Here is a 12621-nt window from a genome sequence, read left to right on the forward strand (position 1 = left end):
AAAAGTTACGTTTATTTACTATATAATTTTATTTTTCAAATTCAGCTGCTTTTCATTTCTTATGCAATCCCATATCGCCGCTTTTGATCCGCTGGCCATTCCTATTCAAGGTACAAACCTTATCGAAGCTTCTGCCGGTACAGGCAAAACTTTTGGTATAGCTGCTTTATTTACCCGATTGGTTTTGCTGGAGAAAATGTCGGTTGAGGGTATTCTGGTGGTAACGTTTACCAAAGCGGCTACGGCGGAATTGAAAACCCGTTTGCGTTCGCGTTTGGATGAAGCGCTCCGCTGGCTGGAAAAGCCGGATGATCAGAAGCCTTTGATTGACGATTTTCTCCGCGAGCTGTTGGACAAAGCATTAAGTCGGGAGCAGAAAGCGCTGTTGGTTTTGCGCTTGAAAGCGGCGATTTCGCAGTTTGATAATGCGGCGATATATACCATACACGGGTTTTGCCAGCGTTTGTTGCGCGATTACGCATTTTTTTGCCAAGTGCCGTTTGATATGGAACTGGAAACCGACGGTGATGAGCGTTTATTAACGGCGGCACAGGATTTTTGGCGCGAACAGGTGGCGCATGATTCTGAGATGGCGCGTTTGGTGTTTGAACATAATCTCACGCCAGAGTCGGTGCTTGCTAAAATGCGCACTTATATCGGCAGGCCTATGTTGCGGTATGAGACAAACAGGGTAGATTTGGCCGAAAGAGAAGCCGAACTGTCAAAAGTATGGGCAAAAGTGTGCGCAGGATTAACGGAGCTGGAAGCAATATTTAAGCAAATTTATCCTGTAATCAATAAAAAAACATATGCCCTAAAAAGCGTGCAAGAGTTGTTTGCAGCTTTACAGCAGGATGCGGTAAACCCATGCCTGTCTGAAAAAAAAGAACTTTATAAAAAGTATTTGCCGAAATTTGATTTGGAAATTTTGAAAAGTAATGTCAACAAAGGCAAAACGCTGGATGAAAATGCCGATAAGTTAGGCCTTTTGGCCGATTTAGGTCGGGGCATCGAAGCCAAGCAAGCTGCGGAGCAGGCCGCCATTGCCGCATTGCAGCTGGAGTTTTTGAACTACATGAAAGACGCTGTTGCGCTGCGCAAGCAAACACATCGGGAGCGGGGTTATGACGATTTGCTGCTGGATGTTTATGCCGCACTCGATGAAAACAGCCCGCACAGCGGGGCTTTGGCCGAGATGGTTGCCGACACTTGGCGGGTGGCGCTGATTGATGAATTTCAAGATACCGATCCGCTGCAATACGGCATTTTCCAAAAAACATTTATCCGCCACGGCAATCCTTTATTTTTGGTAGGCGATCCCAAGCAGGCGATTTACAGCTTTAGGGGGGCGGACATTCATGCCTATCTGAAAGCGGCGAAAGATGCCGACCATCACTATACTTTGGCGAAAAATTACCGCAGCCACGATTCGCTGATAAAAAGCATCAGCCTGTTTTTCCGGCAGAAAACCCACCCTTTTGTACTCAAAGGCATTGATTACACCGATGTGTCGGCGGCGCGCGCCGATGCCTGTCTGAAACCTGTGAATCATGCTTTGCGTGTGCGTTGGTTGAATGAAGATGGCGAAGCGTCGCTGAGTAAAGAAGTGTTGCGCAGCCGTGCCGCCGAATATTGTGCCAATGAAATTGCCGCCATGTTGAACCGGGCGGCCGAGGGCGTATTGAACTTAAAAACGCGCCCTTTGCAATCCGGAGACATCGCCGTGTTGGTACGCACGCGCGACGAGGGCAGCATGATCGGCGCGGCTCTCAAAGCGCGCGGCATACAGAGCGTGCTGCTGCAACGCCATTCCGTGTTTGCCGAGAAAGAGGCGCGCGCGGTGGCGGCTTTGCTGGCTTTTTGGCTGCGTCCGCAGGAAACCGAGACGTTGCGTTTTGTGTTGGGCAGCGTTTTATTCGGCCAAACGGCGGAGCAATTATATGCGCTGAACCAAAACGAGCATCAATTGCTGGATTACATAAACGCCGCGCAAACCGCTTTGGCTACTTGGCAGAAACACGGCATTTATCCGGCGATGCAGCAGTTTGCCGCCCGTTATGATTTGGAAGGCGGCCTGCTGTCGGCGCGCAATGAGCGCAGCCTGACCAATTATCATCAGATTGTCGAGTTGTTGGCCGAAGAAGACGAACGGAGCCGATCGCCCGAGTCGCTGCACCAATGGCTGAAAGCGCAAATCAGCGAAGCGCAAAACGGTAAAGAGGCAGGTGAAAACAAAACTTTGCGGCTGGAAAGCGATGAGGCTTTGGTGAAAATCGTAACCATGCATGCGTCGAAGGGTTTGCAATATCCGGTGGTGTTTTGCCCGTTTGTGTGGGATGCAGCGGATTATAAAACGGAAGATTGGCAGGTTATCAACCGTGAAACGGGCAGCCAATTGGTGTCTGCGCTCGAGCTGATCGACGAAGACAAAAATGCTTTGGCTGATGAAGAATTGGGCGAGCGGCTGCGCCTGCTTTATGTGGCGATGACGCGTGCCGAAGAGCAGCTTACCATTTATGCAGCTTACTTTAACGGCAGTGCCAGAAACACGTTTTCTTATCTTTTGGCAGGCAGCGAAGAAGCAACGAGGGCAGAAATAGAAGCTGAGTATGCGGCAGAAAAAAAGACCAACAAGGCGGAAGGAGAAAAAAAGATGCTGCTGCAAAATTGGCAGCGTTTGATACAAAATGCGCCTGAGGATACCGATATTGCTTGGTTGCAGGGTGCGCCAGAAACTGCCGGAGTCCGCCCTCAAGCTTATTCTGAAAACAGGTTTCAAGCTTGGACGCCGCCGGCGCGTGCGTTTGAACACATCCGGCATACCAGCTTTACCGGCTTGCTGCGCGATTTATCCGCCGCTGCCGCACCGGAGCGCGAAGAGTTGCAACCTGCGGTAGATGCGGCAGAAGCAGGCTTGGCACAGAGCAATTTGGCAGAAAGCCTGTCTGAAAACAGAATGGTGGGCGATGATGTTTACGATATCCACCATTTTCCGCGCGGAACCCATGCGGGCGTGTGTTTGCATGAGCTTTTGGAGCATTTTGAATTTAACCGTCCGGCATCCGAGCAGCAGGCACAAATTGTAGAAACGCTGGCGCGCTACGGTTTTGGTGAAGAATGGCTGGATGCAGTATGCGGTATGCTGGATAAGGCGGCGCATGCCGAATTGTTTAACCGTTTGGCCTTGGCGGATTTGCCCGCCCGAAACCGTTTGCCGGAAATGGATTTTATGCTCAAAGTGGAAGAGTTCAGCCCGGCCGGGCTGAAAGCATGGTTTGCGCGCCCGAATCTCGCATTGCCGCCGGGCTGCATTGCCGTCGCGCAGCATTTGGATTTCGACACGGTAAAAGGGTTTCTCAGCGGTTTTATCGACATGACCTGTATCGACGGCGAAGGTAATGTCTGCGTGATTGACTATAAATCCAATTATCTCGGCGCAGGGCAGCAAGCCTATACGCAGGACGCGATGGATGAAGCGATGGCGGCGCACCATTATTATCTGCAAGCCATGATTTATGCCGTGGCGGTTGCCCGCTATTTGCAGCAGCAAAATGCCGAGTTCAACACCATTTGCGTACGCTATTTATTTTTGCGCGGCTTGGGCAGTGAAGATGGCGGCGTATGGCGCTGGCAGCTCGATAAGGCGGATTTGCAGGAATGGCTGTGAATCAGAATGCCTGTCTGAAACAGGATGCGGCAGCTGGGAAGGCGGGTTAATCGGCGGGGCATTCCGCTTTTCAGACAGGCATATCCAAACCCTGCGATTTCAGGTATATTCCGAAAAAACAAACCGCAAACAGACAACCGACAAAGGATTTTCCAAATGTTCAAACGCCCGGAAGAGCTTATCATGGCCGTGCTTGCCGCCCTTTGGGTGGTACTCACTTTTTTTCTCGTTTCCTATTTCGGCGCACCCACGCAAACCGCGCTGCTGATTTCCGCCTTAACCTTGATTTGGGCGGGCGTGTTTTTCATGTTGTGGCAGCGCCATTTGACCAGCTGGATTTGGCCGGTATTTTTAGGCTTGCTGGTGGCTTGCTGGTGGCCGTATTTGGATTGGTATGCCGTACGCGATTTAATCGCGGCGGGTGTGTCAGGCGAAACCATCGTAGTGGGCAAGCCGTGGTATGCCACTTGGACATTCAAAGTGATTTTGGCCATCGTTCCGATGGTGTTGGGTTATGGCCTGAAATGGAAATTTGCCCGTAAGGAAATCAATACCATACCTTGATATCGGATTGAAGAAATGCCTGTCTGAAAACTTTTTTCAGACAGGCATTTCTTATCAAAACATTTATCTCACATGAGGCAACACGGCCAACACCGCCGACAAACTGGCTTCGCCCAAGCGCAGGGAGCGCTGGCCGTTCCAGCCGAAATCGTCGTCGGGCATATTGTTGTTGTCTTTAAACGGCATTTCCAAAGTGTAGGAGAGGCAGTTGAACGTGTTGCCCACATAGTTGGCGGCGAGCGTTAAATTGGCTTGGCCGGGTTCGTCTTTCGGGTAGCCGAATTCATCCTGAAAATCGGGGCTGGCGGTTTTGAGTGCGGCTTTGAAGCGGTCTTCCAAGCCGGCGATGCGCGCGTTGTAGTTGGGCACGCCTTCTGTGCCTGCCGCGAAAACATAGGGAATGGCTTCGTCGCCGTGGATGTCGAGGAATAAATCCATGCCGGTTTCATGCATTTTTTGGCGAACATAAAACACTTCAGGGCTTTTTTCCGGCGTCGGCTCAAGCCATTCGCGGTTGAGGTTGGCGCCGGCGGCGTTGGTGCGCAGGTTGCCCAAAGCAGAGCCGTCGGGGTTCATGTTCGGCACAATATAGAACGTGGCTTGGTCGAGCAGGGCGCGGGCGGTCGGGTCTTGCGGGTCGAGCAGGCGGGCGAGCAGGCCTTCGATAAACCATTCGGCCATGGTTTCGCCCGGATGCTGGCGCGCGATAATCCACACTTTCAAATCGCTTTCAACCTGATTGCCGACGGTAAGCAGGTTAATGTCGCGGCCTTCGACGGTGCTGCCCAAATCTTCGATTTGGCAAAGCCCGCTACCTTGCGCATCGCCGAGCAGGTTGAGGTGTTGTTCGCCGGAGTAAGGCTCGAAATAGGCGTAGTAAATGCTGTTGGCCAGCGGTGTGTGTTCGATGGTAAGCACGCCGTTTTCATAGCGTGTGGGCACGCGGAACCAGTTTTGCCGGTCGTAGGAGGCGCAGGCTTGGTAATCGATCCAGCCGTCGGGATAGGCGCATTGTGCCGCATTTTCAAAATGCATGGTGCAGGGCGTGTAGGCCGCGCCCTGCAGGCGGAAATAAAACCATTGGGCGAAGTCGGACGCATTATCGGGGCGGATTTCGAGGCGGATGTTTGAAGCGTCGGCCAAGTCTTTCACAACCACGGCGCCTGCATCAAAACGGGTGCTGATTTTCAACATGCTGCTTTCCTGTATCGGCATTAATAAATTGGGATATTATAAAGCCGCGTCGGGCGATTGTGAAAGGGTATGGCTGCAAACGCGAAGTGCGGGCATGCCGTTTTCACCGCTAGCGGCGCAATCGGGTAGAATAAGCGGAATTTTCAGACAGGCATTTGATTCATGAGCGACATCCAATCTTTTTCCAACCGTTTGGGCAAAAACATCAAGCATTATTTGAAATGGGCGCGGCGCAACGGCATTGAGGCGTGGCGAATGTATGACCGCGATATTCCGCAATTCCCGTTTGCGGTTGATGTGTACGGCGAACAAATCCATCTGCAGGAATACGATACCGGTTGGAAAATGGCGCCGGAAGAATATGAAGTCTGGCTGGCCGAAGTGGTAGAGGCGGTGGCTTTTGTAACCGGATTTCCCGCAACGCATATTCACTTGAAGCGGCGCGAACGGCAGAAAGGTACGCAGCAATACGAGAAAACCGGTAAGGCGGGCGAGGATTTTATCGTGCACGAAAACGGGTGCAAATTCTGGGTGAATCTGGAAAAATATCTGGATACCGGCCTGTTTCTCGACCATCGCAACACGCGCAAAAAAGTGGGAGAGATTGCGCAGGGCAAGCGCTTTTTAAACCTGTTTTCCTACACCGGAAGCTTCACCGTTTATGCGGCCACGAGCGGCGCGGCGAGCAGTGAAACCGTTGATTTGTCGAACACTTATCTGGATTGGGCGCGCCGAAATTTTGAATTGAACGGCATAGACGAAACCCGGCATCAAATCATCCGCGCCGATGTGTTCCAATATCTTCAGGCAGGCATTCGCGAAGGCAAACGTTTCGATCTGATTGTGATGGATCCGCCGAGCTTTTCCAACAGCAAAAAAATGCTGGATATCCTCGACATCCAGCGCGACCATGTGCGGCTGGTTGATGATGCGATGAAGCTGCTGGTGCCTGAGGGCATTTTGTATTTTTCCAATAATCTGCGCAGCTTTAAGCTGGATGACGCGTTGACTGAGCGTTATCAGGTAAAAGACATTTCCGCCCAGTCGGTGCCGGAAGATTTCCGCAACAAAAAAATTCATCAGTGTTGGGAAATCAGGCGCCGTTAAATGCCTGTCTGAAAAGGATGAAAAGGATGAAAACGATGAATATCAAAGTTTTACTGATCGGCAGCCTGCTTTTGGGCGGCTGCTATTATTCGGAAACGCCTTACGGCCGCCGCGCCGTGCTGAATTTACCTGTGCAGAGCGAAACCACCGTTAACAAAACCGTTACCGTCAACGCGCCGCCGGGTACCACGGTGATTTATCACGACACACAGCCGGTAATTATCGAGCGTCCGCGCCGCCGCCCGTACCCGTATGGCTATTAATCTGTTTCAGACAGGCATTGTTAAGAGCAATATGCAATGAAAATTCTTATCGCGCCCGATTCGTTTAAGGAAAGCCTGACCGCGCAGGAAGCGGCAGACGCGGTGGAGTGCGGTTTGAAAAAAGCGCTGCCGGATGCGGAATATGTGAAAGTGCCGATGGCCGACGGCGGCGAGGGCACGGTTCAGTCGCTGCTGGATGCCACGGGCGGGCGGCGGCAAACGGTTGAGGTGCGTGCGCCGTTGGGGGATAGGGTGGCGGCTTCGTTCGGTTTGTCGGGCGACGGAAAAACGGCGTTTATCGAAATGGCCGCCGCTTCCGGCCTGCACTTGGTACCGCATGAAAAACGCAACCCGTTAATCACCACGAGCTACGGCACGGGCGAACTGATTCGCGCGGCGCTTGAAGCCGGTGTCGGCAAAATTATTTTGGGCATAGGCGGCAGCGCCACCAATGACGGCGGGGCGGGTATGTTGCAGGCTTTGGGCGCGCGCCTGCTGGATGCTGACGGCACGGAATTGCCGCCGGGCGGCGCGGCTTTGGCGGGCTTGGCGCGTATCGATCTGAGCGGGTTGGATGCCTGTCTGAAAGAGGTTGCGGTTGAAGTGGCATGTGATGTGGATAATCCTTTGTGCGGGGAACAGGGCGCGTCGGCCGTGTTCGGCCCGCAGAAAGGTGCTACGCCGCAAATGGTTGCGGAACTGGATGCGGCGCTGAACCGGTTTGCGCATATTGTCGAGCGGGATTCGGGCATTTCGATTGCGCATCATCCGGGCGCCGGAGCGGCGGGTGGTATGGGCGGTGGTTTGCTTTTATTGCCCAATGCCTGTCTGAAAAGCGGTGTTGAGATTGTGATGGAAGCCGTGGGGTTGGCGGAGAAAATTAAGGATGCCGATTGGGTGATTACCGGAGAAGGGCGGATGGACGGCCAAAGCGTGCGCGGCAAAACGCCTGCCGGTGTGGCCAAGCTCGCCAAACGCTTCGGTAAACCGGTGATTGCCATCGTGGGCAGTTTGGGGGCTGATTATGCAGCCGTTTACGATGCAGGCATTGATGCGGTGTTTCCCATTATCCGAAGCGCCGGCAGCTTGCAAGAAACTTTGCAGCAAGGGCGGGCCAATCTGATTTCGGCAGCAGAGAATATCGGCAGGTTTTATTTGGTGGTGTCGAATAGATAAGATGGCGGAGTGTAATGCCTGTCTGAAAAACTGTTTTTCAGACAGGTATTGATTTTTCATTTCAACATGAAATTGGTTTACTTAAAATATTAGTGAATTAAAAACTTAAAGTAAAAATATTTTACTACGAACAAAAGAAAAAAGGTCCCCAAATTTGCCAGCATCGGCCACCAGACACTTGTTTCAGTTCTGACATATCTAATTGTTTCATTTGTTTCATGATATTTACTCCTTATTCCTTATTATTAATAATAAAATTAAGTAGGTAATATTTAAATTAAAAATTTACCTATTTGTCATAATATCAAAAGCATATTGTAATTGCAATCAATTTTGCGTGTCATTTAAAAATAATCTTATAAAGAGCACATTACTGGCTATCATCACATCCGCACAGCTTACGAATGCCAAGCTTTTGTTACGCCGAGAAACAGGGTATCCTTACGCGCTTTGTTTAACCGATACGGATATTTGAGATGGAAATGCTCAACCGCATAGGCCGCTTTGTCGGCCAAACTTTTGCCCTGTGGGCGGCTTTATTTGCAGCCATTGGCTTTTTTGCGCCCGAAACGTTTAAATGGGTGCTGCCGGTTGTGCCGTGGCTTTTGGGTATTGTGATGTTCGGCATGGGGCTGACGCTGGCGCCTGCCGATTTCAAGATTTTGTGTCAGCATCCGAAAGCCGTGTTGGCCGGCGTGGCGGCGCAGTTTGTAATTATGCCGCTGGTGGCTTATGCGTTGGCGGTAGCTTTAAAATTGCCGCCGGAAATTGCCGTAGGCGTGATTTTGGTCGGTTCCTGCCCGGGCGGCACGGCATCGAATGTGATTACTTATCTGGCCAAAGGCAATGTGGCGCTTTCGGTGGCGGTAACGTCGGTTTCCACACTGCTGGCGCCGCTGCTTACGCCCGCCGTGTTTTACCTTTTGGCGCATAAATGGCTCGATATTTCCGCCGCTTCGATGTTTGTATCGATTCTGAAAATCGTGTTGCTGCCCGTGGTGTTGGGCATTGCGGCCCATGTGCTGTTTAAAAAGCAAACCGAGGCGGCGGCGGGCATTCTGCCGGTGGTGTCGGTGGCGGCGATTGTGTTGATTATCGGCGCGGTAATTGGCGCGAGTAAGCCGAAAATTGCGGAAAGCGGCCTGTTGATTTTGGGCGTGGTGATGCTGCACAACGGCATCGGCTATCTGTTGGGCTTTCTGGCGGCCAAATTGTGCAGGCTGCCTTATGATGCGCAAAAAACGCTGGCGATTGAGGTGGGTATGCAGAATTCGGGTTTGGGCGCGGCGCTGGCGGCTTCCTACTTCAGCCCGCTTGCTGCCGTGCCCAGCGCTATTTTCAGTGTGTGGCACAATATTTCCGGCTCGCTTTTGGCTTCTTATTGGGCGGCTAAGGCGGAGAAAGAAGAGCAAGAATCTTAGCGCTTGGCCTTATATGGAAATGCCTGTCTGAAAAACGTTTTCAGACAGGCATTGTTTATGCAGCTTCAGACAGTTTTGATAGTTTATCAACCGTTTCCACGGGCTTGCAGCATCAGCATCATCAAGCCCAATACCACCAGCGTTTCCTGCTCGGGCGTGGCATCGCCCGTTTTCTGCAGGCTGAATCTGCGCTCCATAAGCGAAGCGGTTTTCTGCAACACAAACACTTTCCTGCCTTGCGCGTCGGTTACGTTATAAGTGGGGTTCAGCAAATAGCCGCTGATCATGCCGATAACCGGAATTTCGCTGAGCACGCCGTCGGCCACGGCTATCCACGGGTTTTCTTCTTTTACGGTAAACACGGTGTTGCCGGCCGCATCTAAAAACAGATAGCTCGTGCGCCAGAGCGAGCGCACGCCTTCGCGCTTGAGCTTGCCGACCAATTCGCCGGTTTGCTCGTCGCGCAGGGAATAAACCGCGTTGAAATCAATGATGCGGTCTGCCTTGAGCGTGTAGCGCACTTTTTCGCGGCGGCTGTTTTCATAAACTTCAACGGCTTCTTTAATGCGGAAAATTTTCTGCCGCGTGTAAGCCACTTCCTGCCCGTTGTTGTCGGTAACGGTGAAGTCGTTGGAGGGTGTGAAGATTTTGAACTGGAAATTTAAAGGGTAATTTAAGTTTTGCATGCTGATTCCGATGGTTTGTAACTTTGTAGAACTTTATGTTGTCCGTTTTCAGACAGGCATGGATGCGCCGGCACGCTCGTCGGCAGCGTCGTAGGCTTCGACGATTTTCTGCACGAGCGGGTGGCGCACCACGTCTTCGCTGGTAAAGGTGTGGAAATACAGGCCTTCGATGTCGCGCAGTTTTTCTTTGGCGTCTTTCAAGCCGGATTTGATGTTTTTGGGCAGGTCTATTTGGCTCAAATCGCCGGTAATCACGGCTTTGGCGCCGAAGCCGATGCGGGTGAGGAACATCTTCATCTGCTCGGGCGTGGTGTTTTGCGCTTCGTCGAGAATCACATACGCGCCGTTAAGCGTGCGGCCGCGCATGTAGGCCAGCGGGGCGATTTCGATCAAGCCTTTTTCCAAAAGTTTGGTAACGCGGTCGAAACCCATCAAATCGTAAAGGGCGTCGTAGAGCGGGCGCAGGTAGGGGTCGACTTTTTGCGCCAAATCGCCGGGCAGAAAGCCCAGTTTTTCGCCGGCTTCCACTGCGGGGCGCACCAAAACGATGCGTTCGATTTGGCGCTTTTCCATGGCATCGACGGCGGCGGCAACGGCAAGGTAGGTTTTGCCCGTGCCGGCGGGGCCTAAGCCGAACACGATATCGTGATTGAGCAGGGCGCGGATGTAGCCGTTTTGACGGGGCGTGCGCCCGCCGATGCTGCCGCGCTTGGTTTGCAGATAGTATTGCTTGTCTTGCCGCTGCTCGATGTGTTCCGCATCTGCGGTTTTGGCTTCAACTGCGGCCAGTTGGATGTCGTTGTTTTCCAAATCGCGGCTTTCGGCGGTTTCGGCCAGCGCCAGAAGTGCGCGGCGTCCGGCGTGCGCGAGTTCGCCGATAAAGGTGAAGTCGCTGAAGCGGCGGCTGATTTCGATATCGAGCGCTTTGGCTAAGGTGTTGAGGTTGGTATCCAGTGCGCCGGTGAGGCGTTGGAGCACGATATTGTCGATGTCTTCAAATTTCAGGTGTACGGTATGGCTCATACTGTTGTGTTAAATCTTTCTCTAAATATATATGGACGGATACACGGTTTATTGGGCTTATGTGCCGAAAAATCAAGCCGTGCGGCGCATTATCGGCAAAGTTATACCGCGGAATGCTGATTGTGCCGTTTGGGTACGCAGTTTGTGTTACATTACGGCGTTTGCAATTATGCCGCCGTTTTTGTGTACGAACGGGCGGTTAATCGGAAGGAATTAAAAAAAATGATGTACAGATGGTTGCTGGCGTTTAAAAAACCGAGTAACAAATTGTGGATTAACCCGACTTTGGGCGCTTTGTTTGCGGTGCTTTTTGCATTTATGGCGCGTTTGTTCAATATTTACCTGCCGGAAGACATTCTGCCGAAAATCGAATTGAGCACGCTGGAAGGGCTGCTGGATGTGATTGCTTCGAGCATGCTGGCCGTGAGCACGTTTTCACTCTCGATTATGGTATCGGCATTCTCTTCTGCCGCCAGCGGGGCAACGCCGCGCGCAACCGAGCTGGTGATGGGCGACAACAATACGCGCATAGCGATTGCCAGCTTTATCTCTGCCTTTATTTACGCAATTGTGGCAAGGACGGCGCTGGGCATGGAGTTTTACGGGCAAAACGGCCGTTTCGTGCTGTTTGTCAGCACGATTTTGGTGCTGGTTTACCTGATTGTTACGTTAATACGCTGGGTGCACACTTTGTCGCAACTGGGGCGGATGGGCAATACTTTAAACAAAATCCATGCGGCTGCCGAAAATTCTTTATTGAACTACCGGACACAGCCGAATATGGGCGCAACATGGCATGGCAATATCGGGCAGAAGAGTGTGATGGTTGAAGCCCAATCCAGCGGCTACCTCACTCACATCGATATGGCGACTTTGCAAAGCAAAGCCGAAGCGCAGGATTGGCATATTTATATCGCCGTGCGCCCCGGCGAACTGATTATGCCCGGTACGGTGCTGGCAATGGTGGACAAAGGCGGCGAAGAGGCGGCGGATTTGCACAACTGCTTCGTGCTTGAAGTGGAGCGCAACTATGCGCAAGACCCGAGTTGGGGATTTATCGTGATGAGCGAGGCCGCACAGCGGGCACTTTCGCCTGCTGTGAACGATCCGGGCACGGCCATTAATGTGATGACCCGCATGATGCGCCTATTGGTGGATACCAAGCCTGATGAGGAAGAAAACAAGAAAAGTTACGACCGGTTGGCGATTAAACCTTTGGATTGCGGCGACTGGGTGCGCGACGGCTTCGCTCCGCTCGCCCGCGACGGTGCAGGCATCTTGGAAGTAGGGCTGGTTATGCAGAAAGTGCTGGCCGGGATTTGGAAATCGGTTCCTGAAACGGAAGTGTCGCGTGCTGCGAAAGAGATGTCGGCTTTGGCGTTCAAGCGCGCGGAGCAGGAATTGGGTTTTGCGCCTGACGTGGACACACTGCGTCAAAAGCATAAGGCTTTGTTCGGCTCGGTTTCATAAACGTAATAGGCTTGTTGCCGCAGATAAAGCTTATTTTATTTGTGGTGGCA

10 protein-coding genes are annotated in these 12621 nt (G+C 52.1%); 7 read left to right on the forward strand and 3 right to left on the reverse strand.

All coding sequences use genetic code 11. The annotated features are described in order from the left end of the window. The first annotated feature begins 61 nt into the window (after positions 1-61). The gene (recB, locus tag HMPREF9370_RS05945; RefSeq protein ID WP_009116476.1) at positions 62-3667 is read left to right on the forward strand and encodes an exodeoxyribonuclease V subunit beta; all 3606 of its coding nucleotides are present in this window, start codon (positions 62-64) and stop codon (positions 3665-3667) included. A 156-nt stretch (positions 3668-3823) separates the two neighbouring features. Next, the gene (locus HMPREF9370_RS05950) at positions 3824-4231 is read left to right on the forward strand and encodes a hypothetical protein (protein WP_040666977.1); all 408 of its coding nucleotides are present in this window, start codon (positions 3824-3826) and stop codon (positions 4229-4231) included. A gap of 63 nt (positions 4232-4294) precedes the next feature. On the opposite strand, the gene HMPREF9370_RS05955 is transcribed toward HMPREF9370_RS05950, so the two are convergent. Next, positions 4295-5425, reverse strand: a complete 1131-nt coding sequence (locus HMPREF9370_RS05955; protein ID WP_009116478.1) for a M14 family metallopeptidase — start codon at positions 5423-5425, stop codon at positions 4295-4297. Between the two features lie 162 nt (positions 5426-5587). On the opposite strand from HMPREF9370_RS05955, the gene HMPREF9370_RS05960 reads away from it, so the two are divergent. The 4 genes from HMPREF9370_RS05960 (at position 5588) to HMPREF9370_RS05975 (ending at position 9392) form a co-directional block, all read left to right on the forward strand. After that, positions 5588-6532, forward strand: coding sequence for a class I SAM-dependent methyltransferase (locus HMPREF9370_RS05960; RefSeq protein WP_009116480.1), 945 nt, complete (start codon positions 5588-5590; stop codon positions 6530-6532). A 35-nt stretch (positions 6533-6567) separates the two neighbouring features. Next, entirely contained in the window at positions 6568-6795 is a 228-nt protein-coding gene (locus HMPREF9370_RS05965) for a hypothetical protein (protein WP_040667505.1), read from the forward strand. 36 nt (positions 6796-6831) lie between these two features. Then, entirely contained in the window at positions 6832-7971 is a 1140-nt protein-coding gene (locus HMPREF9370_RS05970) for a glycerate kinase (RefSeq protein ID WP_009116482.1), read from the forward strand. Between the two features lie 476 nt (positions 7972-8447). Then, positions 8448-9392: a bile acid:sodium symporter family protein gene (locus HMPREF9370_RS05975; RefSeq protein WP_009116484.1), complete on the forward strand. Its 945-nt coding sequence runs from the start codon at positions 8448-8450 to the stop codon at positions 9390-9392. 86 nt (positions 9393-9478) lie between these two features. Here the strand turns inward: HMPREF9370_RS05975 and HMPREF9370_RS05980 are convergent, their stop codons facing one another. Then, positions 9479-10078: an LURP-one-related/scramblase family protein gene (locus HMPREF9370_RS05980; RefSeq protein WP_009116485.1), complete on the reverse strand. Its 600-nt coding sequence runs from the start codon at positions 10076-10078 to the stop codon at positions 9479-9481. A 48-nt stretch (positions 10079-10126) separates the two neighbouring features. Beyond that, on the reverse strand, positions 10127-11101 hold the full coding sequence (locus tag HMPREF9370_RS05985) for a PhoH family protein (protein WP_009116486.1): 975 nt from the start codon (positions 11099-11101) through the stop codon (positions 10127-10129). A gap of 222 nt (positions 11102-11323) precedes the next feature. Here HMPREF9370_RS05985 and HMPREF9370_RS05990 point away from each other — a divergent pair, with 222 nt between their 5' ends. Further along, positions 11324-12571: a DUF2254 domain-containing protein gene (locus tag HMPREF9370_RS05990; protein WP_040666979.1), complete on the forward strand. Its 1248-nt coding sequence runs from the start codon at positions 11324-11326 to the stop codon at positions 12569-12571. The last annotated feature ends 50 nt before the right edge of the window (positions 12572-12621 follow it).

The organism is Neisseria wadsworthii 9715 (assembly GCF_000227765.1).
Classification (GTDB): Bacteria; Pseudomonadota; Gammaproteobacteria; order Burkholderiales; family Neisseriaceae; genus Neisseria; species Neisseria wadsworthii.

What these genes read in the sequence shown, in the direction of transcription:
- recB (WP_009116476.1), top strand. Translation starts at nt 62, where the DNA reads ATGCAATCCCATATCGCCGCTTTTGATCCGCTGGCCATTCCTATTCAA.
- HMPREF9370_RS05950 (WP_040666977.1), top strand. Translation starts at nt 3,824, where the DNA reads ATGTTCAAACGCCCGGAAGAGCTTATCATGGCCGTGCTTGCCGCCCTT.
- HMPREF9370_RS05955 (WP_009116478.1), bottom strand. Translation starts at nt 5,425, where the DNA reads ATGTTGAAAATCAGCACCCGTTTTGATGCAGGCGCCGTGGTTGTGAAA.
- HMPREF9370_RS05960 (WP_009116480.1), top strand. Translation starts at nt 5,588, where the DNA reads ATGAGCGACATCCAATCTTTTTCCAACCGTTTGGGCAAAAACATCAAG.
- HMPREF9370_RS05965 (WP_040667505.1), top strand. Translation starts at nt 6,568, where the DNA reads ATGAATATCAAAGTTTTACTGATCGGCAGCCTGCTTTTGGGCGGCTGC.
- HMPREF9370_RS05970 (WP_009116482.1), top strand. Translation starts at nt 6,832, where the DNA reads ATGAAAATTCTTATCGCGCCCGATTCGTTTAAGGAAAGCCTGACCGCG.
- HMPREF9370_RS05975 (WP_009116484.1), top strand. Translation starts at nt 8,448, where the DNA reads ATGGAAATGCTCAACCGCATAGGCCGCTTTGTCGGCCAAACTTTTGCC.
- HMPREF9370_RS05980 (WP_009116485.1), bottom strand. Translation starts at nt 10,078, where the DNA reads ATGCAAAACTTAAATTACCCTTTAAATTTCCAGTTCAAAATCTTCACA.
- HMPREF9370_RS05985 (WP_009116486.1), bottom strand. Translation starts at nt 11,101, where the DNA reads ATGAGCCATACCGTACACCTGAAATTTGAAGACATCGACAATATCGTG.
- HMPREF9370_RS05990 (WP_040666979.1), top strand. Translation starts at nt 11,324, where the DNA reads ATGATGTACAGATGGTTGCTGGCGTTTAAAAAACCGAGTAACAAATTG.